The organism is Arthrobacter sp. C152 (genome assembly GCF_054890965.1).
In genome coordinates this window covers 64,132-89,757 of sequence record NZ_JBTZSU010000016.1, presented here as the reverse complement: position 1 = coordinate 89,757, position 25,626 = coordinate 64,132, and the positions used below count along the sequence as shown (strand labels likewise).

Genomic DNA, 25,626 nt, shown 5'->3' with positions numbered 1-25,626 from the left:
TGCCGTGCATGGTGAACAGCTGGTTGTACTGCTCCTTGGTCTGCAGGATCTGCATACCGGGTTCGAACAGTTCGGCACGGATCAGCAGCGCCATCACGCCCGCGGCGCAGAAGAACACGAACGAGGAGATCAGGTACAGGTACCCGATGGTCTTGTGGTCCGTGGACGTGATCCAGTTGACCACGATGGTGCCCTTGCTGCGCCGGGGCGGCGGTGGTGCGGCGGTTGCCCCGGCGCCCCCTGGACGTTGGCTGGTGGTGGACATTACTGCGCCGTCCTTTGCTGTGTCTCCGGTTCAAGGGTGCCCAGGGCCGGGGCCGACTCCGGCCGCCTGACAAACTCAGCGCCCAGCTGGCCGGTGTTGCCCCGGTTCTTCAGGTCGGCGAGGTGGCTGTCGTACTCCTGCTGGCTGACCACCCGGACCTTGAAGAGCATCTCGGAGTGGTATTCGCCGCAGAGCTCGGCGCACTTGCCCATGTATTCGCCGGTGCGGGTGGGGATGATGCTGATGTAGGGGTTGAACTGTTCGTGGCCCGGGTACATGTCCCGCTTCTGCAGGAACTCCACCACCCAGAAGGAATGCTGGACGTCGCGGGTCTGCAAGTGCAGTTCCACCTTCTTGCCCACGGGCAGGTAGAGGGTGGGCAGCCGGTCGGGGGTGCCCCAGGCGCCGGTCAGGTGGGCCTGCTGCCCGGCGTCCTCGTGGACGTCCTCCTTGACGTAGTTGAAGTCCCAGGACCACTGCTTGCCGAAGACATCGATCACCACGTCGGGGTTCGGGAACCGCTCGTCGATGGCCCGCTGCTCCCGGTCCGTGAAGACGAACAGGACCCCGATCACGATCAGCGGGATGGACAGATAGAAGACTTCCAGGGGCAGGTTGTAGCTGATCTGCGGGGGGAAACCCACCGTGTCCTTCCGGCGCCGGTAGGCGATGATCACCCAGATCATCAGGCCCCACGTGATGATGCCGACAACCAGCGCCGCGATCCACGAGTTCACCCACAAATCCATGATCAGCGGGGTGTTGCTGGTGGTTTCGCGGTTGCCCGGCAGGAAGCCCCGGGTCACTTCGGCGGTGCAGGACGTCAAGGCCGGCACGGCTGCAAGCCCCGCGGCCAGTGCCGCGAAGCGACGCATGCTGTGGTTCATGAACGGTTGTGTTCCCACTAGTGGTCCCTCCGGCATGCTCCAGAAGCCCAGCTGCATGAGCCCGCCGCCGGTCCGCGGACCGGCGGTTCATGCGGCCCACCCTACGCGCGGAAAAAGCCGAGGGGAAGGGCTTTTGCGCCGAATCGCGCAGGTCCCGCGCCCGGAATGCCCGGGCCGGGTAAAGCGCGGACTTTCGGCCCTTGCGGCGGCGCCGAAACGGCAGGAAGCTGGGGCGAACCAGGTGAAGGATCTGCCATGGACGTACGCCTCCTCACGCAGGTACTGGTCCTGCGGGCCCGGTGGCAGCGCAGGGACCGGTGGGATGCCGCCCGCATCGCCGCCCACCAGGAGCACGCCCTGCTCCGGCTGCGGGAAGCGGCCTACGCGGGCTCGGAGTTTTACCGGCGGCACCACGCCGGCCTGCACGATGCACCCTTGGACCAGCTCCCGCCCGTCACCAAGGCGGACCTGATGGACCACTTCGACGAAGCCCTCACAACGCCGGACCTGAACCTCGCGGCCCTCGAAAACCACCTGCGGGCAATCACCGAAACGCGGGGAGACCCGGGGCAGGCGTGGAACGGGCGGTGGTGGGTGGCAGCCACCGCGGGAACCACGGGCCGGCGGGGAATTTTTGCCTGGAACCGCCCGGAATGGGCCAGGGTCCTGGCCTCGTATGCGCGGGCCGGCGACTGGGCCGGCATCGGCCCGGGACCGGCGCGGCCGGTGAAAATGGCCCTGGTCAGCTCGCGGGTGCCCACCCACCAGTCCGCCGTAGTGGCCGCAGCCCTGGACACGCGGCTCATCCCGGTCCTGCGGCTGGATGTCACCGCGCCCCTGGGGGAGAATGTGGCCGCGCTGAACGCTTTCCAGCCCGCGGTCCTGGTGGGCTACGCGTCGGCGCTGAAACCACTGGCCGGTGAACAGTTGGCCGGCCGGCTGCGCATCACGCCCCGCAACGTCATGTCCGCCTCCGAGGTGCTCACCGGCCAGGCGTCCAGGGACCTGCAGGCCGCGTGGGGAGTGGAACCGTTCGACATCTACGCCGCCACCGAAACCGCCGGCATCGCCTCGCCCTGCACCTACCGCAACAGCCACGTCTATGAGGACCAGGTGATCGTTGAACCCGTGGACACGGCCGGCAACCCCGTCCCCCCGGGAACCGCGGGGGCCAGGGTGTTCGTGACCGTGCTGTTCTCACGCACAGTGCCGCTGATCCGGTATGAGATGTCGGACAGCATCCGGCTCGGCGGCCGCGGCTGCCCCTGCGGGCGGTCCTTCCGGCTGCTCGACGGCGTCGAGGGCCGGGTCGAGGACGTCCTGGCGCTGCCGGGCAAGCAGGGCGCCGTGAGCGTCCACCCCAACGTTTTCCACGCGGTCCTCGACGAGGTGAACCTGTCCGGCTGGCAGGTGGTCCAGGAACCCGGGCGCCTGCGGGTCCTTGTCGCGGGCATCGCGCCCGGGTACTCCGTCCAGTCCATCCGGGCCGCCGTGGCGTCAGCGCTCGCAACGGCCGGAGCGCCAGGGGTTCCGGTCGACGTGGAGTCCGTGGCGGAACTCCAGCGCACGCCCCTGGGCAAGGCGCCCTTCGTGCGGGCCTTGCACCCCCAGTAGCGACGCTTCAGGAGCAGCCGCGGATTCCGGCTACCCATCCCGCAGCAAGACGCTTCCCAGGGATTGATAAGGGTGCTTATCATGATGTTCCCTTCGCAGAAGCGCGGGCGGCACCGCCGCCTTGCCGCGCTTCCGGGACGGGCTTGCAAAGATGCAAGGGATAGGGGACGACGGCGATGGACACGTACGGCAATGACGGCACCGGCGGCGCGGGCGCAGGCGGCCGGACGTTCGGCATTGAAGAGGAACTGCTCCTGGTGGACCCCGGTACGGGAGAGGCCACGCCCCTGGCCGGCGCCCTCCTGGACCTGTATGTCCGTCCGCTCAAGGCCGGCTCCGGTCCCCTCCTCACCGCCGAGTTCCAGCAGGAAATGATCGAGGTGGTCACCCCGCCGCACGCCACCCTGGCCGCCCTGGAACGGGACATCCTCGCCGGCAGGGCCATCGCGCACCAGGCCGCCGGGGACGTGGGCGTACGGGTCGCCGCGCTGGGCACCTCGCCCCTGCCCGCCGACCCCCACCCGGTGCAGCTGCGGCGCTTCCGGGCCATGACGGAGGAATACGGGCTCACGGCCCGCGAGCAGCTCACCTGCGGCTGCCACATCCACGTCTCGGTGGAATCGGCGGAGGAAGCCGTCGCAGTGCTGGACCGAATGCGGAACTGGCTGCCGGTCCTGGTGGCACTCAGCGCCAACTCCCCGTTCTGGCACGGCCAGGACACCGGCTACGCCAGCTACCGGTCGCAGGTCTGGAGCCGCTGGCCTTCCTCCGGGCCGCTGGAAATCCTGGGCAGCCCGGACTCCTACCACCAGCTGGTGCATGACATGGTGGGCACCGGCGTCGCCCTGGACGAGGGCATGGTCTACTTCGACGCCCGGCTCTCCCGGCACTACCCCACCGTGGAAATCCGCGTGCCCGATGTGTGCCTGCGGCCGCAGGACACGGTCCTGCTGGCCGGCATCGCCAGGGGCCTGGTGGAAACCGCGGCCCGCGAATGGCGGGACGGGACCGACCCCGTGGCGGTCCCGTCGGCGCTGCTCCGGCTGGCCACCTGGAAGGCCAGCCGCTGGGGCCTGTGCGGTGAGCTGCTGGATCCGCACACGCACCGCCCCGCCCCGGCGCTCGCCGTCGTCAACTCGCTCCTGCACCACATCGGCGACGCCCTGGCGGACATCGGCGACCTGCAGCGCGTGGAGGAGCTGGTGGACCGGACCCTCGCGCGCGGCTCCGGAGCGGTCCGGCAGCTGGAGGTGCTGCACCGCACCGGAGACCTGGAGGACGTGGTGGCTGACGCGGCCGACTGCACCGTCAACGGGGCCGGCTGACCGGCGTCAGTACGTGGTCGCGTTGGGCAGGATGAGCGGCGGCAGCGGGGCCTGGTTGAAATCGAACGCGGCTGCGAGATCGCCCAAAAGCGGGCTGTCCTCCCGGACACCGGGACGGTTGTCCGGCCGGCCGTCGGTGGCGGGGTCCAGGCGCTCGCCGCCCAGGAAGTCGTCCTCGATGAACTTGAAGTAGGCGTCGTGGCTGAGGACCTGGTGGTCCACGTACCCCCTCCTGGCGTAGGGGCTGATGACCAGGGCCGGGACGCGGATCCCGTAGCCGTTGCGGTCCGCCGAAGGCGGGGGAACATGGTCGTAGAACCCGCCCCAGTCGTCCCAGGTCAGGAAGATGGCGGTGCTGTCCCAGTCCGGCCCGCTCATGATGGCGTTGACCAGCCCGGCCACGTATTCCTGGCCGGTGCTGATCTTCGCCGGCGGGTGTTCGCTGACCTTGTCGGTGGGCGCCACCCAGGTGACCGCGGGCAGCCTGCCTTCCCGCGCGTCGTCGTAAAAGCCGTCCAGCGGCTTGATGTTGCCCAGTTCGCCGTCCTCCCTGACGGTGTCGAAGTACGGCAGCGGGTTCCACCGGCCCGGTGTTTCGGCGTCCTGCTCCACGGGGTCGCAGGTGGCGGCGTCGTTGCGGCAGTCCGGCTCGGTTCCCTTGAATACGTAGTAGGCCCACGGCACCGAGTGCTTGTGCAGCAGGTAGGTCAGATCCGTCCAGGCGTAGTTGGGCGGCTTCAGGGTCCTCGCCGCCTCCGCCAGCTTCGCCTTCAGGCCGGCCGGGACGTCCGCGGCGTCGACGGCGGCACGGCAGGCAGGGTAGGAGTCGGTGGGTTTGCAGTTGGCGGTGACCAGGCCGCCGATTTGCTCCGCAAGGTCGGGGCTGATGCCGGCCGCCTGGAGGGCGTCCCGGCACGGTGCCTGGCCAACGCCGGCCTGGCATTTTCCGATCAGGCTCTTCTCGATCGCCTTCTTTTCCGGCTCGGGGTCGAGGCTGGTCAGCGCGTCGGTGCACGACGACGGGTCCCCGGCTTTCCTGCACTTGGCCGACCATGCCGAGACCAGGTAGAGGTGCGCGGCCAGGCTCCCGGCAGCGGCGGAGGTGAACATGTGGTCCTGGAGCACGAAGTTGTCCGCGTAGGCCCAGTAGGTGGTCAGCTCGTTCCGGTCGTGGTAGCCGAGCACGTCGGTGGCCTTCGGGGTGTACTGGCAGTCGGTGGCCGTTGCGGCACAATGGGCCAGGCCTTTTTCGGCCTGGGCAACAAAGCCGTCCATCGCGCCGTTGTTGATGTCCGCCGTCGCATCCGCGGGGCTGTGGGGCCCGCCGGCATTGGTGTCCGTGGTGTCGTGGAAGGGCTTGGCGCAGCCGCCGTGGGCGGGGTCCGGGATGCAGACGGTGGGCTGGCCGTCCTGCATGGGGATTCCGTCCGCGCCGGGGTAGGTGCCGAAGTAGCTGTCGAAGGAGCGGTTCTCCTGGGTGATGATCACCACGTGCTTGATCCTGCTGATCCCGGCGTGGTCAGTGGCGGCCGGTCCCGCGCCGGAGCGTACGACGCCGGCAATCACCAGTGCCGCCACCGTCACCAGGGCGGCAACGGCCGCGGCCGTGGCGAGCAGCGGCCGGCGGGTCACCGGCCGCCAGCGGGGTACCAGCCGCCGTCGTATCACCGGGCGTCCTAGCCTTGCGAGCCTTTGTAGACGTCCTCACCGAAGGCGGCGATTGCGGGGTCGCGGGCGGCGCCGAGGCGGGGGAGGGAGAAGTAGTCCTCGATGCTGGCGAGCAGGCTGTAGTGGTTGTACGGCTGGCTGGATGATGCGCCGCCGGTGCTGAAGGGGGTGAGGACCAGGGTGCCGATCCTGCCGCCGCCCGTTCCGCCGGGGACGCTGCCCGGGGTGCCTTCCTCGGGGCCCGTGGTGCCGCCGGCGGATTCGTCGAAGGTGATGATGAGCATGCCGTCCTGCCGGTAGGCGGGCGAGGCCAGGATGGCGGGCACTTCGGCGCTGAGCCACTGGTCGGAGGCCGGCAGCCCGCCGGGTGTGCCGTCCACGCAGGGGTTGTCGTGCCCGTCGTGGCAGAGGTTGGGGGTGATGTAGGCCAGGTTGGGGGTGGTGTCCACCGATGCCAGGTCCCGGGCCAGGTCCGTGAAGGGGACATCGTTCTGGCTGCACGCGGACGTGGACGTGATGGACCGGAAGTAGACGAAGGGGTTGTGCTTGGTGGCGTACCCGTTGTCCACGGTGGCCTTGATGTGGGTGTCCGCGGAGCCCAGGGACGGGTGCTGGCAGGGGTGGGACATGTCCTCCATGTAGCCCTTCCAGGTCTTGCCCGCGGCGGCCAGCTGGCCAGCCACGGTGGGGACGCTGGCCGGGAAGACGCAGCCGTCACCGGCCAACCTGCCCAGGCCGTCGGTGGCCTGCACCGTGAATTCGGTATAAGTGTGGCAGTCCTGCTTGGTGCTGGGGTTGGGCGGCTGGCCGGAGATCTGCGCCACATAGTTGGGCAGGGAATTGTGGGCGACGCCGTAGTAGTACTGCAGCAGCACGCCCTGCTTCCGGAGGGTCTGGGTCAGGTAGGGGGCGGGGGAGTCCGGACCCCAGGTGGTGTCATACCCCTTGTTTTCGAGGTTGATCACGAACACGTGCCCGGGGGTCCGGCCGCGGTGCGGGTTGGGCTGCGCGTCAGCCCCGGACCCTGCCTGCGTGGGTTGTCCGGTTCCGGTACCCGCGGGCTGGCAGGCGGTCAGCGCGGCAACCAGCAGGGCCAGCACCGGCAGCAGGCAGGATACGGCCCTGCGGGTACCGGCTGGTCTTCGGGCTGGTCTACGCAACATTTACGGCCTCTGCTGTCTCACAAACCACGGACGCCCCAGCGTTGCCGCAACTATCGCACACGGACGCCCGCCGTGGCACCGGCAAACGCCTGTGAGTTCGCCGTGAATCCGGCCGGGGCATGCGGTAGGTCTTTCTGCCCTAGAAGGCGGGGACCGCCGGGAGTTGACTTAAATGGCGGGCGGCTAGAGCCCGCCGGGCGGGAAACGCAGAAGGCAGCTCCTGCCCCGACAGAAAGGAAAGTCAGTGAAAAAGTGGTATCGGTGGCAGGACTACGTAGCAGGCGCCGCCGGACTCTTCACCGCCGTCGCGGTCCTGTTCACCAGGCAGACAGGCATGTCCACCACGCTCATGCTGCTCTTCGGCGGCCTGCTGATTGTCAGCGCCATCATCAACCTGGCCATGCCCGGCACACCGGCCATGGAATACGTGCAGGCTGTGATTGCCGCCGCTCTGGTCCTCTCGCCTTGGCTGGGGACGTACACGGGTGCGACGGGGGCCGCCTGGACATCATGGATCGCAGGGGCAGTGGCGCTCGTGGTCACGGCTGTGGCTATCAAGCCAAGCACCGACCTCCGGCACACCTACCGCATGTCGCATTGATACAGGAGCCCGCCATGACCGAAGTACTGCGCTACGGAGTGGGATCCGGCACCGTGCTCGTTGAGGCTGCGGACAACAGCTACGGGGTGGACCATCCGGCCCGCAACGAGCAGGGGATCCTGGATGTGGGCAGGCGCCTGGAAGATGCACTCGCCAGCGTCCGGCCCGCCGCCCGCGCAGCATTGGAGGCCATGGCGGAGCTCACCCCCGAACAGATCGAAATTGAATTCGGCGTGAAACTGGCGGGGGACGCCGGGGCGGTGATTGCCAAGAGCAGTTCGGACGCCCACTTCGTCCTCCGCATGACGTGGACCCCCGAAGCGGCGGCACCGCACGGGGAAGACGATACCTACGGCGGGTGACGGCGATGGCTGGGTTCCTCAACAGGGCCGACGCCGGCCGGCGGCTGGGCAAAAGGCTCGCCGGCCTGCGCGGGCAGGACGTTGTGGTGCTGGGCCTGCCCCGCGGCGGCGTCCCGGTGGCCTTCGAGGTGGCCAAAGCCCTCGACGCGCCGCTGGACGTGATCGTGGTGCGCAAGCTCGGCGTCCCGTTCCAGCCCGAAGTGGCCATGGGGGCCATCGGCGAAGGCAACACGCGGGTGCTGGATCCGCGCACCATGTCCCTGGCGCGCGTCTCCGAGGCGGACCTGCGGCAGGTGGAGCGGCAGGAGCGCGCGCTGCTGGAGAGCCGCGTGACGAGGTTCCGCCAGGGCCGGCAGCGTGTGGACCTCACCGGCCGCACGGCCATCATCGTTGACGACGGCATCGCCACCGGCTCCACCGCACGCGTGGCCTGCCAGGTGGCCAGGCAGCTCGGCGCGGCCAAGGTGATCCTTGCGGTGCCTGTAGCCCCGGCACGGGCCGTCGTCGAACTTAAGGAACCGGACGACGTCGTCTGCCTCCTTTCGCCGCAGAACTTCCAGGCCGTGGGGTACTACTACCACGACTTTTCGCCCACCGAGGACGGCGAGGTGGTGCAGCTGCTCGACGCCGCGGCCCGGCCGGTGCAGCCCCAGCGGCAGAACGGGGGCGACGGCGCCGTGGAGGAGGACGTGGAGATCCCCGCCGGCCGGGTAGCCCTGCGCGGCAGCCTCTACCTGCCCCACGGGTCCCGGGCCACGGTCCTGTTCGCGCACGGCAGCGGCAGCAGCCGGCACAGCCCGCGGAACCGTTTCGTGGCGTCGGTGCTGCACGGGGCCGGCCTGGGGACGCTGCTGCTGGACCTGCTCACGCCGGAGGAGGAGGTCGACCGGGCCAACGTGTTCGACATCGCCCTGCTGGCGCGGCGGCTGGTCCTCGCCGCGGATTGGCTCTCATCGCGCCGGGACACCTATGCCGGACAAGTGGGCTACTTCGGGGCCAGCACAGGGGCCGGCGCCGCGCTGTGGGCCGCGGCCGAGCCGGGGTCACCGGTGGCGGCGGTCGTGTCACGGGGCGGCCGGCCGGACCTGGCAGGCCCGCGGCTTTCCGGCGTGCGGGCACCCACCCTCCTGATCGTTGGCGGCGCCGACACCCAGGTGCTGGCCCTGAACCGGCAGGCGATGGCCCAGATGGCGGCGCCCACCCGGCTGGAGGTTGTGCCCGGCGCCACCCATCTTTTCGAGGAACCGGGAACCTTGGCCATGGCTGCCACCCTGGCCGCGGACTGGTTCCGGCAGTACCTCCTGCCGGCACCGGCCGTGCAGGCCGCCCCGGAGGCACGGACGTGAGTAGCGAGACCGGGCAGATCAGGTCCCTGGCGCATCCGCTGGCCTCCACCGACGACCTTGAACCACTGGTCCGCCTCGCCGCGCCGGCACGGTTTGTCTGCCTGGGCGAGGCGTCCCACGGCACCAGGGAGTACTACCACTGGCGGGCGCTGCTGAGCCGCCGGCTCATCGAGGAATACGGCTTCCGCTGGATCGGCGTGGAGGGCGACTGGCCGGACTGCTGGCGCATCAACCGCTGGGTCCGCGGCGAAGCCGGGCACGACCTGGACGCACGCCGGCTTCTGGCGGGCTTCGAGCGCTGGCCCACGTGGATGTGGGCCAACCACGAGGTGGCGGACTTCCTGACGTGGCTTCGCGGCTGGAACCTGCGCCTGCCCGACCACCAGCGCACCGGCTTCTACGGCCTGGACGTGTACTCGCTGTGGGACTCGCTGCGCGAAATCTTCACCTGGCTCGAGGTCAACGCCGCCGGCGCCCTCCCGGCGGCCCACCAGGCCTGGCGGTGCTTCATGCCGTTCCGGGAGGACCCGCAGCGGTACGCCTGGAGCAACAGGCTGGTCCCACAGTCCTGCGAAGCCGATGTGGTGTCCCTGCTGGCGGAAGTACGACGCCGGACGCTTGGCCGGCTGCAGGACGATCCTGCCGCGTTCGACGCCGTCCAGAACGCCATCGTGGCGGCCAACGCCGAACGCTACTACCGCACCATGGTCCGCGGTGACCGGGAGTCCTGGAACATCCGCGACCACCACATGAGCGACACCATCGACCGTCTCGCGGCCCACCACGGCCCCGGCTCCAAGGGGCTGGTGTGGGCGCACAACACGCACGTCGGCGATGCCCGGGCCACGGACATGGCGCAGGACGGCATGGTGAACATCGGCCAGCTGGTGCGCCAACGCCATCCGGGTGAGGTGGTGCTGGCCGGCTTTGCATCCTTCGGCGGATCCGTCACGGCCGCCGAATCGTGGGGTTCGCCGGAGTGGACCATGGAAGTTCCCGGCGCCGTGCACGGCAGCCACGAGGAAGTGCTCAACCAGGCGCTCGCGGAGCCTTCGCTGCTGGTGTTCGGGGCGGAGCGGTCCGGTCCGTGGCTGGAATCCTGGCGCGGGCACCGGGCCATCGGGGTGGTGTACAACCCGCAGCGGGAGCGGGGAAACTACGTGCCCACCCGCATGGGCGGGCGCTATGACGCGCTGTTCTGGCATCCCCGGACGGAAGCGCTGCGCCCGCTGCACCACGAGTACGTCCCCGGCGAGCCGGAACTGGAAACCGAACCCACAGGGTTCTAGCCCACACCACCACCAGAGGAGCGTTATGACCACCGGAGTTGAGGGCGCCACCCGCTGGCCCACCATCACCAAGGACGTGGCAGCGTTCCCGGTGCAGCCCAACCTGCTGGACTATGAGGCCGCCCGCCGGGACTTCACGTGGGAACAGGCCCGGCAGGGGCTGTCCGGGCTCCCCGGCGGCCGCGGGCTGAACATCGCCTACGAGGCCGTGGACCGGCATGCGGCGGGACCGCACGCGGACAAGGAAGCGCTGCGTTTCGTCCGCGCCGATGGCTCCACCCGCTCCCTGAGCTACCGCGGTCTCGCGGAGCAGACCGGCAGGTTCGCTGCAGTGCTGCAGTCCCTCGGCGTGGGCCGCGGCGAACGGGTCTTCTCGCTCCTGGGCCGCAGCCCGGAGCTGTACACCGCTGTCCTGGGCACCTTCAAGAACGGCAGCGTCTTCTGCCCGCTCTTTTCCGCCTTCGGCCCCGAACCCGTCCGGCAGCGGCTGCACCTGGGCGCGGGCCGGGTGCTGGTGACCACCAGGGCGCTGTACCGCAAGAAGGTGGCGCCGGTGCGGGACGCCCTCCCGGACCTGCGCTTCGTCCTGCTGGTGGACGCCGCCGGTGCGCCCGAGCCGGAAACCTGGGATCAGGGAATCTTTGACCTCGCCGCACTCCTGTCCCAGGCGGACCCGGGCGGGGAGATCGCGGATACCCAGCCGGAGGACATGGCACTGCTGCACTTCACCAGCGGCACCACCGGCACGCCCAAGGGAGCCATCCACGTCCACGACGCCGTAGTGGCGCATTACGCCACCGGACGCTTCGCCCTGGACCTGCACCCGGACGATGTCTACTGGTGCACTGCCGATCCCGGCTGGGTAACCGGCATGTCCTACGGCATCATCGCACCCCTGGTGCACGGTGTTACCGCCGTCGTGGACGAGGAGGAACTGGACGCGGACCGCTGGTACCGGATCCTCGCCGAACAGCGGATCACCGTCTGGTACACCGCTCCCACGGCACTGCGGATGCTGATGAAGGCAGGTCCGGATCGTGCGGCCGGGCATGACCTTTCGGCCTTGCGCTTCGTGGCCAGCGTGGGTGAACCGCTGAACCCAGAGGCAGTGGTGTGGGGCAGGGATGTCTTCGGGCTGCCGGTGCATGACAACTGGTGGCAGACCGAGACCGGCGGGATCATGATCGCCAACTACCCGGCCATGCCCATCCGGCCCGGCTCCATGGGACGCCCGCTGCCCGGCATCGAAGCGGTGCTGGTGGCCCGGGACGCGGACGGCAAACCGGTGGTCAGGGACGGCGAGGTCCAGCTGGTCACCGAACCGGACGCCATGGGGGAGCTGGCGCTGCGCCCGGGATGGCCGTCCATGTTCCGCGGCTACCTGAACGAGGAGGAACGCTACCGCCGCTGCTTCGCCGGCGGCTGGTACCTCACCGGGGACCTGGCAAAGTGCGACGCCGACGGCTACTTCTGGTTCGTGGGCCGCGGCGACGACGTCATCAAGTCCTCCGGCCACCTGATCGGCCCCTTCGAGGTGGAAAGCTGCCTTCTGGAGCACCCGGCGGTGGCCGAGGCCGGGGTGATCGGTGTTCCCGACCCCGTGGCCGGCGAAGTGGTCAAAGCCTTCGTGGAGCTCAAGCCCGGCAACGAACCCACCGGGGAGCTGCAGCTGGACATCATCGGCTTCGCGCGGAAACGGCTCGGCGCCGCGGTGGCACCCCGGCTGCTGGAATTCACCGCCAGCCTGCCCAAGACCCGTAGCGGCAAGATCCTCCGCCGGCTCCTGAAAGCCCGTGAACTCGGCCTGCCCGAGGGCGACCTGTCCACGCTGGAATCCCCGCAGGGCCCGGAGTCCAGGGAAGGACGGCGGCCATGAGCAGCCTGCGGGGCCAGGGCGTCCCGGAACCGGAGCACGGCCTGCACCTCCTGCGGCAGATGCTGCGGGTGCGCCGGCTCGAGGAAAAATGCATCGAGCTCTACAGCGCCGCCAAGATCCGCGGCTTCCTGCACGTGTACATCGGCGAGGAAGCCGTGGCTGCCGGCGTGATGCAATCCCTGGCACCGGAGGACGCCGTGGTGGCCACCTACCGCGAACACGGGCACGCCCTCCTGCGGGGCGTCTCCGCCGGCGCCATCCTGGCCGAGATGTACGGCCACGCGGAGGGCTGCTGCCGGGGCCGCGGCGGTTCCATGCACCTCTTTGACGCCGCCACACGCTTCTACGGCGGAAACGCGATCGTGGCAGGCGGGCTGCCGCTCGCCGTCGGGCTGGCGCTCGCGGACCGGATGGCGGGCCGGCAACGCGTGACCGTCTGCTTCTTCGGCGAAGGCGCCGTGGCCGAGGGGGAGTTCCACGAGAGCATGAACCTGGCCGCCCTGTGGCAGCTGCCGGTGCTGTTCTGCTGCGAGAACAACCTCTATGCCATGGGAACCGCGCTGGGCCGCTCGGAATCGCAGACGGACATCGCGCTCAAGGCCGCCGGCTACGAAATCCCTGCCTGGGCCGTGGACGGCATGGACGTCCTGGCCGTGGAGGAAGCGGCACGGCGCGCCGTGGACGCCGTCCGCTCCGGCGGCGGCCCGCACTTCCTGGAGCTGCGCACCTACCGCTTCCGCGCCCACTCGATGTTCGATCCCGAGCTGTACCGGGAGAAATCCGAGGTGGCGCAGTGGATGGAGCGGGACCCGATCCGCCTGCTCCAGTCCGCCATGCAGGCGGCCGGGCAGCTGCCGGACAAGGAGTGGGCGGCGCTGCAGGAGGACGTGGAGTCGGAGATCAGCACCGCGGTCGGGTTCGCCGAGGCCGGAACGCCGGAACCGGTGTCCGAGCTTGCCCGGTTCGTGTACACAGAGGGGGAACGATCATGAAGACCACCTACCGCGAAGCCATGCGCGCCGCCCTCCGGGATGCGCTGCAGCGCGACGAGCGGGTCTTCCTCATGGGCGAGGACGTGGGCCGCTACGGGGGCAGCTTCGCCGTGAGCCTGGGCCTGCTGGAGGAGTTCGGGCCGGAACGGATCCGCGACACCCCGCTCTCGGAGTCCGGGTTCGTGGGCGCGGGCATCGGCGCCGCGCTGGGCGGGATGCGGCCGATCGTGGAGATCATGACCGTCAACTTCAGCCTGCTCGCCCTGGACCAGATCATCAACAACGCCGCCACCTTGCTGCATATGTCCGGCGGCCAGTTCAACGTGCCGATCGTCATCCGGATGACCACCGGCGCCGGCCGCCAGCTGGGCGCGCAGCACTCGCACAGCCTGGAGGGCTGGTACGCGCACATCCCGGGCCTGCGCATCCTGGCCCCGGCCACCCTGGCCGATGCCCGCGGCATGCTGTGGACCGCCCTGCAGGACCCGGACCCGGTACTGATTTTCGAGCACGGCTCGCTGTACAACGTGGCGGGGGAGCTCGACGACGACGCCGGCGCCGTGGACATCGACCGGGCAGGGGTCCTGCGGCAGGGTGACGCCCTGACGCTGATCACCTACGGCGGCACCCTGCCGCTGGTGCTGGAGGCCGCCGAACAGCTGGCCGGGGAGGGCATCGAGGCCGACGTGATCGACCTGCGCACCCTCCGCCCGCTGGACGAGGCCGCCATCCTCGCGAGCGTCGGGAAGACCCACCGTGCCGTGGTGGTGGACGAGGGCTGGCGCAGCGGCAGCATCTCGGCGGAAATCGCGGCCCGGATCAGCGAAGGGGCCTTCTTCGACCTGGACGCGCCCGTGGAGCGGGTGTGCAGCCTGGAGGTGCCCGTCCCGTACGCCAAGCACCTGGAGCAGGCGGCGCTGCCGTCGGTGGAGCGGACCGTGGCCGCGGCGCGGCGGGCGGCGGGGACCTCATGACGGAGTTCCGGATGCCGTCCCTGGGCGCCGACATGGAGCACGGCAAAGTGGTGGAATGGCTGGTCAAGCCGGGGGACTACGTCCGCAAGGGGGACCTGGTGGCCACTGTGGACACGGACAAGACCGTGATGGACATCGAGTCGTTCGAGGAAGGCGTGGTGGCCGAGTTCCTGGTGGAGATCGGGGACACGGTGGACGTCGGCACCCCCATAGCCCGGATCACGGCAACCCCGGCCGAACTCCCGCAACCCCCGCTCATTTCCGGCACCAAAACCCCCGACGCCCGCTCACCTTTGGCAGACAAACAGCGAACGCCCGCTCACCCGGGCGCGGAAAGCGGGCCTGCAGGGACCGGTGCAAAGATCCCGCCGCCGGTCCGGCACCTTGCGCACACCCTGGGGGTCGACGTCGGACGCATCAGCGGAAGCGGCCCCGGCGGCGAGGTGACCAGGGCCGACGTCGAACGCGCCGCGGCAGCGCACGGCACCGAAGCGGAGCCCGGGAAAATCCAGGCGCCGGAAACCCCGGCTCCCGGAACGGCGGCCGCGGCGCACCGGGTGCGGTCCTCGCCGCTGGCCCGGCGGCTGGCAGCGGAACTCGGCGTGGACCTGGACAGCATCACGGGGACCGGCCCCGGTGGCGCCGTGACGGAGGAGGACGTGCTGGCCGCGGTGCCGCCCAAGGAAACCCGCGCGGAAACCCCCGCGGCAGCACCGCCGTCGGAAACGCCGCTGCCGGAAGCAGTGCCGCGGGCGGGGCCCGCACCCAAGGTTGCGGCCGCCAGGGAGGAGGCGCCGGGGGCAGCGCCGGAAGCCGCGGTGGAGGCACCCCGAGAGCCCAAGCCGGGGCGGAAGGGCGCGACGGCGGCAGGCGGCAAGGCCGAAAGCCTGCGGCAGGCGGTCGGGGCGCTGATGTCCCGCTCCAAGAAGGAGATCCCGCACTACTACCTGTCCACCACGCTGGACCTGGCGGCGGCGGTGGCGTGGATGCAGGGGGTGAACCGGGAGCGGCCGGTGTCCTCGCGGCTGGTGCCGTCGGCCCTGCTGCTGAAGGCCACGGCGCTCGCGGCGAAGGAGGTGCCGGACATGAACGGCTTCTTCACCAGGGGCGCCTTCCACCCCAGCAGCGCCGTGCACCTGGGCGTGGCCGTGGCCCTGCGGCACGGCGGCCTGGTGGCGCCTGCCCTGCACGACGCCGACACGCTGGCCCTGGACCAGCTCATGGAGCAGCTGCGCGACCTGGTCAGCCGCGCCCGCGCGGGCCGGCTGCAGCGCGCGGAGATGGCCGATCCCACGATCACCGTGACCAACCTGGGCGACCTCGGCGTGGAGAGCGTGTACGGCGTGATCTACCCGCCGCAGGTGGCGATGGTGGGGTTCGGCAAGGTGATGGAACAGCCGTGGGCGCACCAGGGGATGCTGGGGATCCGGCAGGCGGCGGTCGCCACGCTCTCGGCCGACCACCGGGTCAGCGACGGGCTGCGTGGCGGCCGGTTCCTGGCCCGCATCGACGAGCTGCTGCAGGCACCGGACAAGCTGTAGGCAAGGAGGAGCCGTGAACGAACAGGACGCACGCCAGGCGGTGGCGGCGGCAATTGGCAAGGTGGCGCCCGACGTCGAACCCGAAGATCTCGACGGCGGCGCCAGGCTGCGCCAGGACCTGGAACTGGACTCGCTGGACTTCCTCCGGCTGGTGGAGGTGATTGCCGGGTCCACCGGGGTGGACCTCCCGGAGGCGGACTACCCGGCGGTGGCCACTGTGGACGGCTTGGTCGCGTACGTTGCCGGGCACGGCTGACGGCACGGCTGGCGGGAACGGCCGACGGCGGCCCGGCGGCTAAGGTAGGGGAATCGTGCCCGTGCGGACCCGACAGGAGAGCCCATGAACCAGCCAGCCGATCACCCCGGTGCAGCGTACGTGCCGCGGAAAATCACCGGCCCGGTGCTCATGGGAGTGGTGCCCGGCCAGCCCCTTGCCGTTGCACACCGCGCCGCGGAGCTGGCTTTCAGCCTGGGGGTGGAGCTGGTCTGCGCCTACGTGGACGTCACCCGCTACCGTGCCGAGGAACCCGGAGGGCGGGTCGAGGCGCTGCCCATCGATCCGGACGGCATCGACGACGACATCGAGGGCATCAGCGCGGACATCCGGGAGCGGCTGCAGGAAGCACTGGACGGCGCCGGGATCCGGTGGTCCTTCGTGACCCTGGCCGGAGACCCGGCCCGGGCGCTGGGCTGGCTGGCGGAAGCACGCGGCGCGTCGGTCATCGTGGTCGGAACCCGCGAACGCGGGCTCGGGGCACGCGTTGAGGAACTGCTCGGCGGATCGGTGGCCGTCCACCTCACGCACCGCCAGCACCGGCCCGTGCTGGTGGTTCCCCTCGCCCAACACCCGAAAACGCACGCCAGGTCCCGCCGGCAGGAGGGCCGCTGATGCGGCCCATCGACAGCGGCGCCCCTGGTCCCACCACGACGGACGCCGATGACGGGACGCTCGGCGAGGCAAGGACCCGCCGCCCGGTCCATCTGCACCCGGGATTCGTGGCCGTCGTCGTCCTCGGCGGCATCCTCGGTGCCCTGGCGCGCTACGGCCTCGCCACCGTCCTGCCCGCCCCGGCCGGGTGGCCGCTGCCCACGCTGGCCATCAACCTGGCCGGGGCCTTCCTGCTCGGCGCGCTGCTCGAGGGCCTGGCGCGGCGCGGCCCGGACGCCGGACGGCGCAGGATCATCCGCCTGCTCGCCGGCACCGGCTTCCTGGGGGCCTTCACCACGTACAGCACCCTGGCGCTGGAAACGAACACGCTGCTCGGGACCGGACGCAGCACGGATGCGCTGCTGTACGTCGCCGCCACCCTGCTGGGAGGGGCAATGGCCACAGTGGCGGGCATCGCGCTGGCCGCCGGAAACCACCGCCGCGCGGGAGGAAAACGGTGAACGCCCTGGTCATCGCGCTGGTCGGACTTGCCGGCGGGCTCGGAGCCGGGACGCGGTTCGTCGTCGACGGACTCATCCGCGCCAGGTTCCGCACCGCCCTCCCCGTGGCCACCATCGCCATCAACGTCACGGGCTCGTTCCTCCTGGGCTTGGTCGCCGGAGCAGTGATCGTCCACGCCGCGCCCCCGGAACTCCAGGCCATCGCCGGCACCGGGTTCCTCGGCGGCTACACCACCTTCAGCACGGCCAGCTTCGAGACCGTCCGCCTGGTGCAGTCCCGGCGCACCGGCCTGGCGCTTTTGAACGGGATCGGCACCGCCGTTATTGCCGTGGCTGCGGCGGCCGCTGGCCTGGCCCTGGGCGGCATGTTTTAGGTGGATCCGCCGATGCTCCTGCTCCGCCTCTATGAGTACGCCGCAACAGCGGCGGGAACATCGCCGGCCAACATGCTGCTGGTCGCCGTGCACCCGTGGGATATCCGGTAGCGGTCCGGCTGCTGCTTCCTGTTCACGGCAGCAGCGCGAATCCGGACTCGTAGCGGGTCTTTCCGATTGCTGCCAACACGATCTGGAGGAATCCCATAGCTTCAAGTTCCCTCGCACGCGAAAGAGGGCCAGCGTCGACCGCGCGGAGTCCTGCCGCTTCCAGGAGGGCCGTGACTGCTATTTTCGCCTCTGGATCGTCTCCCGCGAACAGGACAGTCGTGCGTGTTGTGCCATTGGTCCCGGTGGTCAGCGTGTCGCCAAGGTTGACGTTGAACGCTTTCACGACTGTGACGCCCGCCGGGAGGGCTTTGGCAAGTTCAACCGCCGTGGAGGAGTCTGGTGGGACCAGCAGCTCATCGTACGTGGTGAAATCAATGGGATTGCTGATGTCGATGACGATCTTGCCGTTGAGTCGATCTCGATAGTGTTCAAGTATGTCCGTGTACGCTTCATAGGGCACTGCGAGGACGACGAGGCCACCTGTCAGTTCATCGCCGAGAAACCCGTATTCGGCATCCGACCGCTCCGCGACCGAGCCCATTCCCGCCCTGCGCCTGATGATTTGGATACTCGCTCCGGCTCGTGCCGATAGTTCCGCAATAGCCGAGCCCATCTTGCCGGTGCCAATGATGCTGATCGATGTCATGCGAACTAAATCCTCCTGAATCGTTTGAGTGCCTTCTCGGCGGCTGCCACCGCATCGAAGTCGAAGAGTACACTTCGGCGAAAATCGCGTCCTGCGCGCAAGTCAGCATCACGCTTCTTGGTGTCCTCAAATTCATTTTGTGCGTCGAACTGCGAGCCGCTTCTGCGAGAGCTGTTCTGCAAAATCGCCGTGCGCTGCATTCGAACGGCGGTGTAACGCTTGAAAGCTTCGGCAATCTCATTGGCGCCTTCGGCCTCCTTGAGGAAGAAGGCAAGGGTAATGCTGTCCTCCATTGCCTGGTTCACTCCCTGGCCAGCGTGAGGCAGCATGGTGTGTGCAGCGTCGCCGAGCAGCGTCACACGCCCTCGCGACCAGTTAGTGAGGGGTTCGTGGTCGTAGAGGCCCCACCAGAAGGTCTTGTCGATGAGCTGTAAGAAGTGCCGAAGCTTCGGGTCCCATTTCTCACCCTCAAACTCGGCGGCGAGTTCGCTCACGTCCCCCGGGGCCGACCAGGTTTCCTTGAGAGGTCTGTCACTGGGTACGAACCCGACGTAGTTGAACAACTTGCGCTGCTGCAGCGGGTAACACATGAAGTGCTTTCCCTCACCCATCCATACCTGGCTGATCATCGGCCAGTCTGGTGGAAGGAGCTTCGCATCAAGTACTCCGCGAAATGCGATGAATCCGGAGTAGATGGGGGCAGGGGGTTGCATCAGGGAATCCCGCACCACCGAGTGGATGCCGTCGGCGCCCACCACAGCATCGAACTCATCGTGAACGCCGTTCTCGAATTCGACGCAAACGCCCGTGTCCAGCGTCTGGATTGAGGCCAGGCGATGGCCAAGGCGGATTGTGTCGGGCGTGACCTCTCGGGACAGCACGTTGACCAAGTCGGGCCTGTACATGCCGACATTTTGATACTGCTTGGCTGAATCTTCCCAAGCTGCTTCGGCTACCAGGTTGCCCTTGGCGTCCAGGTAAACGCCGTGTCCGTCCGGGGTCGCGCCTGCGCGTCTAACCTGTTCAAGGACACCGAGTTTGTCGAGAACGCGTTGGCCATTCGGAGCGACGGTGACGCCTGCGCCTACGTCGCCCAGCTTTCCTGCTTGCTCGAATACCGTGACGTGGACACCGGCGATCCTCGTAAGCGCGATCGCAGCAGTGAGCCCTCCCATCCCCGCGCCAATGACCGCGACTCTGGTGGTGTGATCTACCATTGGTTCTCCTTGACTACGTTACGTAATCCTTGAATTTGCCGGCCATCAAGAGGCCATGGCGAGATGCTGAGTTGTTCCGTGTGGGTGTCACGGTGGAAGGGTAAGCGGGTTGCTACGGCTTCCCCGCAACGTTCTTGTGGGCCACGTTGGGGGCGAACATCGTGGCGCCGCTGGCCTGTTCGGCCTCGTGATCCGGACCGAGCGCTATGCCGGGACGGTCGCGCAGGCACAGCGTCGCGGCGGCTCCGATCAGTGTTGCTACGACGATGTACCACGAGACCGCGGATGTGGTGCCGGTGGCCGCCAGCAGGGCTTGGGAGATGGTGGGCGCGAACGCGCCACCGAGAATGGAACCAATGGCATAGGTGATGGCCACGCCTGAGAAGCGAACGGAGGCCGGGAAGATCTCGGCGTACCACGCCGCCAGTGGCCCGTACGTCAGGCCGAGGCCGATCGAGAGCAGGACCAGCCCGGCGTAGAGCCCGGGGAGCGTCGCCGTGTTGACGAGCCAGAACAGTGGGAAGGCCATCACGGCCTGCGCCGCAAAGCCGATGAGGAAGGTGTTCCGCCGGCCGATCGAGTCGGCGAGGCGGCCCGCGATGAGGGTCGCCAAGAACCACACCGCCGAGGCAACCACGGACCCCATCAGCACCACCGTGGTGTCCATCTTTAGCCTGCCCGTGGTGTAGCTCTGGAGGAAGCCTCCGGTGGTCATGTAGCCCACGGCGTTGTTGCCCACGAACACGAGCGCGGCGAGGATCACGAGGTGCCAGTGCTTGCGGAACAGCGCTACGACCGGGACCTTGGTCTGTTGGCCGCGCTCGGCGATCTCGGTGAACACGGGGCTCTCCTCAACGGAGCGTCGGACCACGTAGCCGACGACGATAAGCACGATGCTCAGCAGGAACGGCACCCGCCAACCCCAGTCGAGGAAGGCCTTGCCGGGGGAGACTATCCCGGTCATGAGGGCCATCATCCCCGAGGCGAGCAGAAAGCCGAGCGGGACGCCGAGCTGCGGGAAAGAGCCGCGGCGGCCGCGGCGGTCCGCAGGGGAATGCTCTACGATCATCAGGACCGCGCCACCCCATTCTCCGCCTGCGGATACGCCTTGGAGGATGCGGAGTAGGAGCAGGAGGATCGGCGCTGCGATGCCGATCTGGGTGAACGTGGGTAGGACGCCGATGAGTGTGGTCGCCGCACCCATGAGCAGGAGCGTGATGACCAGCATCGCACGGCGCCCGATCTTATCGCCGTAGTGCCCGGCGAGGAACGCGCCGAGGGGGCGGAAAAGGAAGGAAATGCCAACCGTGGCGAAGGAGAGCAGGAGCCCGATGTCCTCGCCGGCGGGCTTGAAGAAGAGCTGGGCGAACACGAGGCCAGCCGCAGTGCCGTAGATGAAGAAGTCGTACCATTCGATCGTGGTGCCGATAATCGTCGCCCAAGCAACGCGACGCTGCGTTGCTGTGTTGCTGACGGTGATTGGGGTCATTGCCTGTCCTTGGAGAGAAGGTGATGGGTAAGTCCATGGTGAGGTGGGTCACTTCTCCGTGTAAATGTCAGAGATTTGCGGATAAAGTTCTGTTTTACTTAAGAACCTCTGTCTGAACTGAGGGCAAATTGGCCGATGTGAGCCTGAGGCAGCTCGAGCTGTTCGCTGCCCTGCCGGACTTCGCCACGCTTAGTGCAGCGGCAGCCCATCTGCATATCTCGGAATCGGCGTTGTCCCAAGCTATTACCGGGCTGGAAAAGGCTGTGGGGGAGCAGCTATGCGTGCGCCGGAAGGCCCGGGGCCTCACTCTGACTCCCGCGGGCCAGAACTTTGCACTGCATGCCCGCCGGGTCCTCGCGGATACCCGGGAGCTCATCCTGGGCTCCCGCCGGGGAGGGGAGTTGCGCGGTCCCGTTAAACTTGGCTGTTACGCGAGCTTCGCCACGAGCGTGGTGCCCGAGCTCCTCGAAGGCTTCCCGCAGAGGCATCCTGGGGTGGATCTGGAGGTCACAGTGGGAAGCACCGACGACCTCTTGCCAGCGCTCCATTCGGGACGCCTGGATGTGGCCATCATGTACGAAAGGTTCCTCCCCGCCGGCTACCGTCGCCGCGGGATCTACCCGACTGAGCTCGAGGCCCACCTGCATCCAGGCCACCCGCTCGCGGCGGGTAGCACCGTGGATCTCGCCGACCTTGCTGGCGAGCCGCTCATCCTCTACGACGCGGCCCCGAGCACGATCAACATAGTCGAGGCGTTCGCCGCCCGTGGGCTTGAGCCTAATATCGGGGCCCGGGTCACCCAGATCGGTCTCGTTGAGGCGCTCGTCGGCCGCGGCGTGGGCTACGGTCTGCTCATGTCACGGCCCAACGTGCTTCCTGTGAGCGCCGAGGGGCGGCCAATCGCAGTGCGCCCCTTTGACCCGCCCGTAACCCTCTCGCGCGTCGTGGGGATCTGGCCCGAAGACATGACCCTGACGTCGCGTGCCGCAGCCCTCCTCGACTACGCGGTCGAGAAGCTCGGCTCCTACGGCCGGGCCGGCTGAATTCAGGACACAGCCACGCCACACGCCAAAATGCACCTAAAGACACAGCTATTTACCGCCGAAACTCACAGTGTCGACAGGCTACGACGGCTCGGTGGCGACGTGCACCGCCCCAGATTCCACGAGCCGCGTGCGGCGCCGTTCCAGCAGGACCGTGTCGCGGGCGAAGGAGAACGTGAGCGAGGCAAGGGCCGCCGCTGCGGCGGCGGTTGCCGCGGCTGCAGGGATGCCGGGGAACAGCGCAACCAGCAGCGCGAACGGCTGGAACGCCCCGATCACCTTGCGCGCCGCGCTCGGCGGCAGCGATTCGCGCAGATGCGGCCGGAAGAACCCGGCGGCCACGAACGCGTAGTACATGGCTCCGGTCAGTAGGGTCCAGGGACCCACGACGCCGGCCGCCGCGGTGGACAGGACGAGCACCAGGGCCGCGTCCGTGGCGGCGTCGAAGCGGGCGCCGGACGCCGACGCCGTGCCGGTGCGCCGCGCGATCGGGCCGTCGAGCGCGTCGAGCAGGAACGCGGCGCCGCCCAGCACCACGAGGAGGAGGCCCGGGGGACGGCCGGTGAGCAGTTGCGGCACCGCCAGGACGGCACACAGGGCGGCGAGGAGGGCCCGCAGCAGGGTGACCCGGTCGGCCGGCGTGGAGAAGCGCGGCATGCGCCGCAGGATGGAGGCGACGGCGGCTCCGGTCACCAGGGCCCCCGCGCACAGCCCTGCCAGCTGCAGCACCAATGTCGTGGGGGAGAGGGACACCAGCCACAGCGCCGAAACCCCGAACGCGGCAACAGCCCCCAGCACGTCCGGGACGGCCCGCCCAGCTGCGCTCTCCATGTCCCACCTCCCGCTCGCATGCTAACAACGGCACCCGGCCGAGGCCATCTGTCCGCCCCCGGACCCCGAAGGCTGCCCTCAGGTGCCGGGACGCGGCGTCGGACGGTTGACGACGGCGGCACGGCGCCGGGGTGCCGCACGGACCAGTCCGGCGATGGCCAGGAGGGTCCCGATTCCTTCGGCGACCGCGCTGAGGGTCTTGGAGAAGAACCAGACGGGGTCGTACATGGCCGGGATCGGTCCGATCGCCGGAATGTCGACGAAGTAGTAGAGCATCACGGCGGCGAACGCGCTGGCGGCCACCAACAGGGCCAGGGCATAGGCGGCCCGGCTGCCGCGGACCAGGACATAGATGCCGACCACGAGCGCCGCCCCTGCTTCGAGCAGGAACAGGGTGCCCTGGCTGATGCCTCCGGGCGGCGCGTTGTTGTAGCCAGGCGCCAGGAATAGATGCACCCCGGCGTCGATGAACAGGGCCAGTGCGGTAAGCAGTCGTAGTGCCACGCTTATGTATACGCCCGATGCGGTGTTTTGGTTCAGGGGAATCGGGGCACAATGTGGATATCCAGCGGGAATAATTGCGGGTCGCAGGGGTATTGTGCCGGGTAGCGGGCAGCGGAGCCTGCGGACCTACGAGTGAGGAGTATGGCAATGACCCTTCCGAAGGAACTAACGCCGGGAACATGGACTTTGGACATGGCGCACAGCGAGATTGGCTTCAGCGTCCGCCACGCTGGGATCAGCAAGGTCCGGGGCCGGTTCAAGGAGGCCCAGGCCGAGGCGCGGGTGGGGCAGTCACTGGCCGATTCTTCACTGCATGCCACGGTTGCCACTGCGAGCTTCGATTCGGGCGACGCCAACCGGGACGGCCACGTTCGCGGGGCGGACTTTTTCGACGTCGAAACGTACCCGGAGATGACGTTCCGCGGCACCCATATCGAAGGGGACGGGGAGGAATACACCCTCACCGGCGACCTCACCATCAAGGGCGTCACCAGGCCCGTGGAACTCGAGGTCGAGTTCACCGGGGTTGCCGTTGACCCGTTCGGCGCCACCCGTGCCGGGTTCTCCGCCGAGACCGAGATCAGCCGCAAGGAGTTCGGCCTGACCTGGAACGCAGCGCTGGAGGCCGGCGGCGTGCTGGTGAGCGACAAGGTCAAGATCAACCTCGAGGCTGCCCTCGTCAAGCAGGGCTAGGGGCGCCTCAACCGATGACCGGCCGCTCCTCCGGCAGTTGGTAGAGGCGCGGCCGTGAGGACAGGGCCAGGGCGGACGCCACGGTGATGGTTCCGATGCGTCCGGTGAACATCAGCGCCATCAGGACCCACTGCGCATCCGCGGGCAGGTGCGGGGTGATGCCGGTGCTCAGGCCCACCGTGGCGAACGCGGAGATGCTCTCGAACAGGACCTTGTCCAGCGGCTGGTCGGTGAACATGAGCAGGAGCAGGGTTCCGGCCATGACTGCCGCCACGCCCAGGAGGGCCACGGACAGGGCCTGCCGCTGGGATGAGGAACTGATGGACCGGTGCGCAACCGTTACGTGCTCACGGCCGCGGACCTCGTTCCAGATCGCGAAGAACAGGACCAGGAAGGTGGTGATCTTGATGCCGCCGGCGGTTCCGGCGCTGCCGCCGCCGATGAACATCAGGACGTCGGTGACCAGCAGGGTTTCCGGTGACGCAGCCCCGTAGTCGATGCTGTTGAAGCCTGCCGTGCGGGGGAAGACCGTGCCCGCAAGGGTGGCCAGGATCTTGCCGCCCACCGGCATCGGGCCCAGTGTTTGCTCGCTGTTCCACTCGAAGGCGGCAAAGAGCGCCGCTCCGGCCACCAACAGGAACAGGCTGCCGTAAATGGTGAGGCGCATGTGGACCGTCCAGTCCCTGGCCCTGACCCCGCCGCGCAGCAGGGAGATGAGGACGGGGAAGCCCAGTCCGCCGGCCACGATGGCCGCGCAGATGGGGACGATGATCCACGGGTCGGCGGCGACGCCGATGAGGTTGTCGCTGTACAGCGCGAAACCGGCGTTGTTGAAGGCGGACACCGCGTGGAAGGCGCCGTGCCACAGGGCGTTGAGCGGGTTGTGGTCGTAGCTGATCCAGAACCGGCCAGTGAGGACCAGGGCGGTGCCGGCCTCGAACAGGAGCATGATCCGGGCGACGCCGAACAGCACCGATCGGACGTCCCCGAAGTTCAGCGTGTGGGTCTCGGACTGGGCAATCAGCTGCCCGCGCAGGCCGATGGTCTTCCGCACCAGGAGCGCCAGCAGGGTGGCCAGGGTCATGATGCCGAACCCGCCCACCTGGATGAGCCCCATGATCACCGCCTGGCCGAACGGGGTCCAGAACGTTGCGGTGTCCACGGTGGTAAGGCCGGTGACGCAGACGGCCGAGACCGAGGTGAACAGTGCCGTCAGCGCCACATCTGCGGGGGCGTCCGTGTGAGCGGCGGGGAGCATGAGCAGGCCGGCGCCCAGGAGGATCACGGCCAGGAAAGCCGCGGGTACCAGCCGGACGGGATGCAGCAGCAGGCGGCTGAGGCTGTTTCCGCCGTCCCGGCTTTCCGTGGGCTGGGGAAGGCTCCTGCTGCGGGTTCTTCCGGCGGCGGCTTTCAGCGGTTCTTGCAC

26 protein-coding genes are annotated in these 25,626 nt (G+C 68.7%); 16 read left to right on the top strand and 10 right to left on the bottom strand.

All coding sequences use genetic code 11. The features are described 5' to 3' along the window. Together ACYSM9_RS12875 and ctaC are read right to left on the bottom strand one after the other, a co-directional pair. Nucleotides 1–265, bottom strand: a 265-nt coding sequence (locus tag ACYSM9_RS12875; protein ID WP_461857356.1) for a cbb3-type cytochrome c oxidase subunit I, incomplete at its 3' end; no start/stop codon positions are given. Next, nucleotides 265–1,140 (bottom strand): aa3-type cytochrome oxidase subunit II, encoded by an 876-nt coding sequence (gene ctaC, locus ACYSM9_RS12870; protein WP_461857361.1) that lies wholly within the window; start codon nucleotides 1,138–1,140, stop codon nucleotides 265–267. The genes ACYSM9_RS12875 and ctaC, both read right to left, overlap by 1 nt. A 267-nt stretch (nucleotides 1,141–1,407) precedes the next feature. Between ctaC and ACYSM9_RS12865 the strand changes: the two genes are divergently transcribed. Both ACYSM9_RS12865 and ACYSM9_RS12860 read left to right on the top strand, forming a co-directional pair. Continuing rightward, nucleotides 1,408–2,766: a phenylacetate--CoA ligase family protein gene (locus ACYSM9_RS12865; RefSeq protein WP_461857355.1), complete on the top strand. Its 1,359-nt coding sequence runs from the start codon at nucleotides 1,408–1,410 to the stop codon at nucleotides 2,764–2,766. A gap of 176 nt (nucleotides 2,767–2,942) precedes the next feature. After that, nucleotides 2,943–4,091 (top strand): carboxylate-amine ligase, encoded by a 1,149-nt coding sequence (locus ACYSM9_RS12860; RefSeq protein ID WP_461857354.1) that lies wholly within the window; start codon nucleotides 2,943–2,945, stop codon nucleotides 4,089–4,091. A 6-nt stretch (nucleotides 4,092–4,097) separates the two neighbouring features. Here the strand turns inward: ACYSM9_RS12860 and ACYSM9_RS12855 are convergent, their stop codons facing one another. Beyond that, nucleotides 4,098–5,759, bottom strand: a complete 1,662-nt coding sequence (locus ACYSM9_RS12855; protein ID WP_461857353.1) for a phospholipase C — start codon at nucleotides 5,757–5,759, stop codon at nucleotides 4,098–4,100. 8 nt (nucleotides 5,760–5,767) lie between these two features. Then, nucleotides 5,768–6,922 carry an alkaline phosphatase family protein gene (locus tag ACYSM9_RS12850; protein ID WP_461857352.1) on the bottom strand — a complete coding sequence of 385 codons (1,155 nt, stop codon included), beginning with the start codon at nucleotides 6,920–6,922 and terminating at the stop codon, nucleotides 5,768–5,770. Between the two features lie 244 nt (nucleotides 6,923–7,166). Here ACYSM9_RS12850 and ACYSM9_RS12845 point away from each other — a divergent pair, with 244 nt between their 5' ends. The 12 genes from ACYSM9_RS12845 (at nucleotide 7,167) to crcB (ending at nucleotide 17,666) form a co-directional block, all read left to right on the top strand. Further along, on the top strand, nucleotides 7,167–7,523 hold the full coding sequence (locus ACYSM9_RS12845; protein ID WP_461857351.1) for an SPW repeat domain-containing protein: 357 nt from the start codon (nucleotides 7,167–7,169) through the stop codon (nucleotides 7,521–7,523). Nucleotides 7,524–7,537: 14 nt separating this feature from the next. After that, on the top strand, nucleotides 7,538–7,885 hold the full coding sequence (locus ACYSM9_RS12840; RefSeq protein WP_461857350.1) for a CU044_2847 family protein: 348 nt from the start codon (nucleotides 7,538–7,540) through the stop codon (nucleotides 7,883–7,885). 5 nt (nucleotides 7,886–7,890) lie between these two features. Continuing rightward, nucleotides 7,891–9,231, top strand: a complete 1,341-nt coding sequence (locus ACYSM9_RS12835; RefSeq protein ID WP_461857349.1) for a phosphoribosyltransferase family protein — start codon at nucleotides 7,891–7,893, stop codon at nucleotides 9,229–9,231. Beyond that, nucleotides 9,228–10,520 (top strand): erythromycin esterase family protein, encoded by a 1,293-nt coding sequence (locus tag ACYSM9_RS12830; RefSeq protein ID WP_461857348.1) that lies wholly within the window; start codon nucleotides 9,228–9,230, stop codon nucleotides 10,518–10,520. Before ACYSM9_RS12835 ends, ACYSM9_RS12830 begins: the two co-directional genes overlap by 4 nt. Nucleotides 10,521–10,545: 25 nt before the next feature. After that, nucleotides 10,546–12,396 carry an acetate--CoA ligase gene (gene acsA, locus ACYSM9_RS12825; RefSeq protein WP_461857347.1) on the top strand — a complete coding sequence of 617 codons (1,851 nt, stop codon included), beginning with the start codon at nucleotides 10,546–10,548 and terminating at the stop codon, nucleotides 12,394–12,396. Next, nucleotides 12,393–13,388, top strand: coding sequence for a pyruvate dehydrogenase (acetyl-transferring) E1 component subunit alpha (pdhA, locus tag ACYSM9_RS12820; RefSeq protein WP_461857346.1), 996 nt, complete (start codon nucleotides 12,393–12,395; stop codon nucleotides 13,386–13,388). The genes acsA and pdhA overlap by 4 nt, the downstream gene beginning before the upstream one ends. After that, complete coding sequence (locus tag ACYSM9_RS12815; RefSeq protein WP_461857345.1) at nucleotides 13,385–14,362, top strand: alpha-ketoacid dehydrogenase subunit beta; 978 nt, start codon at nucleotides 13,385–13,387, stop codon at nucleotides 14,360–14,362. Before pdhA ends, ACYSM9_RS12815 begins: the two co-directional genes overlap by 4 nt. Further along, the gene (locus tag ACYSM9_RS12810) at nucleotides 14,359–15,903 is read left to right on the top strand and encodes a dihydrolipoamide acetyltransferase family protein (protein WP_461857344.1); all 1,545 of its coding nucleotides are present in this window, start codon (nucleotides 14,359–14,361) and stop codon (nucleotides 15,901–15,903) included. The genes ACYSM9_RS12815 and ACYSM9_RS12810 overlap by 4 nt, the downstream gene beginning before the upstream one ends. A gap of 13 nt (nucleotides 15,904–15,916) precedes the next feature. Further along, nucleotides 15,917–16,159 carry an acyl carrier protein gene (locus tag ACYSM9_RS12805; RefSeq protein ID WP_461857343.1) on the top strand — a complete coding sequence of 81 codons (243 nt, stop codon included), beginning with the start codon at nucleotides 15,917–15,919 and terminating at the stop codon, nucleotides 16,157–16,159. Nucleotides 16,160–16,243: 84 nt separating this feature from the next. Continuing rightward, complete coding sequence (locus ACYSM9_RS12800; RefSeq protein WP_461857342.1) at nucleotides 16,244–16,792, top strand: universal stress protein; 549 nt, start codon at nucleotides 16,244–16,246, stop codon at nucleotides 16,790–16,792. Continuing rightward, nucleotides 16,792–17,292, top strand: a complete 501-nt coding sequence (locus ACYSM9_RS12795) for a fluoride efflux transporter FluC (protein WP_461857341.1) — start codon at nucleotides 16,792–16,794, stop codon at nucleotides 17,290–17,292. The genes ACYSM9_RS12800 and ACYSM9_RS12795 overlap by 1 nt, the downstream gene beginning before the upstream one ends. Continuing rightward, nucleotides 17,289–17,666, top strand: coding sequence for a fluoride efflux transporter CrcB (gene crcB, locus ACYSM9_RS12790; protein WP_461857340.1), 378 nt, complete (start codon nucleotides 17,289–17,291; stop codon nucleotides 17,664–17,666). The genes ACYSM9_RS12795 and crcB overlap by 4 nt, the downstream gene beginning before the upstream one ends. Nucleotides 17,667–17,799: 133 nt before the next feature. Here the strand turns inward: crcB and ACYSM9_RS12785 are convergent, their stop codons facing one another. The 3 genes from ACYSM9_RS12785 to ACYSM9_RS12775 form a co-directional block, all read right to left on the bottom strand. Beyond that, nucleotides 17,800–18,423: an NADPH-dependent F420 reductase gene (locus ACYSM9_RS12785; protein WP_461857339.1), complete on the bottom strand. Its 624-nt coding sequence runs from the start codon at nucleotides 18,421–18,423 to the stop codon at nucleotides 17,800–17,802. Nucleotides 18,424–18,428: 5 nt separating this feature from the next. Then, entirely contained in the window at nucleotides 18,429–19,640 is a 1,212-nt protein-coding gene (locus tag ACYSM9_RS12780; RefSeq protein ID WP_461857338.1) for an FAD-dependent monooxygenase, read from the bottom strand. A gap of 112 nt (nucleotides 19,641–19,752) precedes the next feature. Next, a complete protein-coding gene (locus tag ACYSM9_RS12775) occupies nucleotides 19,753–21,129 on the bottom strand; it encodes an MFS transporter (protein ID WP_461857337.1) in 1,377 nt (458 codons plus the stop codon). A 137-nt stretch (nucleotides 21,130–21,266) separates the two neighbouring features. On the opposite strand from ACYSM9_RS12775, the gene ACYSM9_RS12770 reads away from it, so the two are divergent. Next, nucleotides 21,267–22,172 (top strand): LysR substrate-binding domain-containing protein, encoded by a 906-nt coding sequence (locus ACYSM9_RS12770; protein WP_461857360.1) that lies wholly within the window; start codon nucleotides 21,267–21,269, stop codon nucleotides 22,170–22,172. 81 nt (nucleotides 22,173–22,253) lie between these two features. On the opposite strand, the gene ACYSM9_RS12765 is transcribed toward ACYSM9_RS12770, so the two are convergent. Beyond that, nucleotides 22,254–23,003: a CDP-alcohol phosphatidyltransferase family protein gene (locus ACYSM9_RS12765; RefSeq protein WP_461857336.1), complete on the bottom strand. Its 750-nt coding sequence runs from the start codon at nucleotides 23,001–23,003 to the stop codon at nucleotides 22,254–22,256. Nucleotides 23,004–23,081: 78 nt separating this feature from the next. After that, the gene (locus ACYSM9_RS12760; RefSeq protein ID WP_461857335.1) at nucleotides 23,082–23,507 is read right to left on the bottom strand and encodes a hypothetical protein; all 426 of its coding nucleotides are present in this window, start codon (nucleotides 23,505–23,507) and stop codon (nucleotides 23,082–23,084) included. Nucleotides 23,508–23,654: 147 nt separating this feature from the next. Between ACYSM9_RS12760 and ACYSM9_RS12755 the strand changes: the two genes are divergently transcribed. Beyond that, nucleotides 23,655–24,200, top strand: a complete 546-nt coding sequence (locus ACYSM9_RS12755) for a YceI family protein (RefSeq protein ID WP_461857334.1) — start codon at nucleotides 23,655–23,657, stop codon at nucleotides 24,198–24,200. Between the two features lie 7 nt (nucleotides 24,201–24,207). Here the strand turns inward: ACYSM9_RS12755 and ACYSM9_RS12750 are convergent, their stop codons facing one another. Beyond that, a complete protein-coding gene (locus tag ACYSM9_RS12750) occupies nucleotides 24,208–25,530 on the bottom strand; it encodes a TrkH family potassium uptake protein (protein WP_461857359.1) in 1,323 nt (440 codons plus the stop codon). Nucleotides 25,531–25,626: the final 96 nt, after the last annotated feature.

Excerpts from the sequence above, each read along its gene's own strand:
- ctaC (WP_461857361.1), bottom strand. The coding sequence starts at position 1,140 with ATGCGTCGCTTCGCGGCACTGGCCGCGGGGCTTGCAGCCGTGCCGGCC.
- ACYSM9_RS12865 (WP_461857355.1), top strand. The coding sequence starts at position 1,408 with ATGGACGTACGCCTCCTCACGCAGGTACTGGTCCTGCGGGCCCGGTGG.
- ACYSM9_RS12860 (WP_461857354.1), top strand. The coding sequence starts at position 2,943 with ATGGACACGTACGGCAATGACGGCACCGGCGGCGCGGGCGCAGGCGGC.
- ACYSM9_RS12850 (WP_461857352.1), bottom strand. The coding sequence starts at position 6,922 with ATGTTGCGTAGACCAGCCCGAAGACCAGCCGGTACCCGCAGGGCCGTA.
- ACYSM9_RS12840 (WP_461857350.1), top strand. The coding sequence starts at position 7,538 with ATGACCGAAGTACTGCGCTACGGAGTGGGATCCGGCACCGTGCTCGTT.
- ACYSM9_RS12835 (WP_461857349.1), top strand. The coding sequence starts at position 7,891 with ATGGCTGGGTTCCTCAACAGGGCCGACGCCGGCCGGCGGCTGGGCAAA.
- acsA (WP_461857347.1), top strand. The coding sequence starts at position 10,546 with ATGACCACCGGAGTTGAGGGCGCCACCCGCTGGCCCACCATCACCAAG.
- pdhA (WP_461857346.1), top strand. The coding sequence starts at position 12,393 with ATGAGCAGCCTGCGGGGCCAGGGCGTCCCGGAACCGGAGCACGGCCTG.
- ACYSM9_RS12815 (WP_461857345.1), top strand. The coding sequence starts at position 13,385 with ATGAAGACCACCTACCGCGAAGCCATGCGCGCCGCCCTCCGGGATGCG.
- ACYSM9_RS12810 (WP_461857344.1), top strand. The coding sequence starts at position 14,359 with ATGACGGAGTTCCGGATGCCGTCCCTGGGCGCCGACATGGAGCACGGC.
- ACYSM9_RS12800 (WP_461857342.1), top strand. The coding sequence starts at position 16,244 with ATGAACCAGCCAGCCGATCACCCCGGTGCAGCGTACGTGCCGCGGAAA.
- ACYSM9_RS12795 (WP_461857341.1), top strand. The coding sequence starts at position 16,792 with ATGCGGCCCATCGACAGCGGCGCCCCTGGTCCCACCACGACGGACGCC.
- ACYSM9_RS12785 (WP_461857339.1), bottom strand. The coding sequence starts at position 18,423 with ATGACATCGATCAGCATCATTGGCACCGGCAAGATGGGCTCGGCTATT.
- ACYSM9_RS12780 (WP_461857338.1), bottom strand. The coding sequence starts at position 19,640 with ATGGTAGATCACACCACCAGAGTCGCGGTCATTGGCGCGGGGATGGGA.
- ACYSM9_RS12775 (WP_461857337.1), bottom strand. The coding sequence starts at position 21,129 with ATGACCCCAATCACCGTCAGCAACACAGCAACGCAGCGTCGCGTTGCT.
- ACYSM9_RS12765 (WP_461857336.1), bottom strand. The coding sequence starts at position 23,003 with ATGGAGAGCGCAGCTGGGCGGGCCGTCCCGGACGTGCTGGGGGCTGTT.
- ACYSM9_RS12755 (WP_461857334.1), top strand. The coding sequence starts at position 23,655 with ATGACCCTTCCGAAGGAACTAACGCCGGGAACATGGACTTTGGACATG.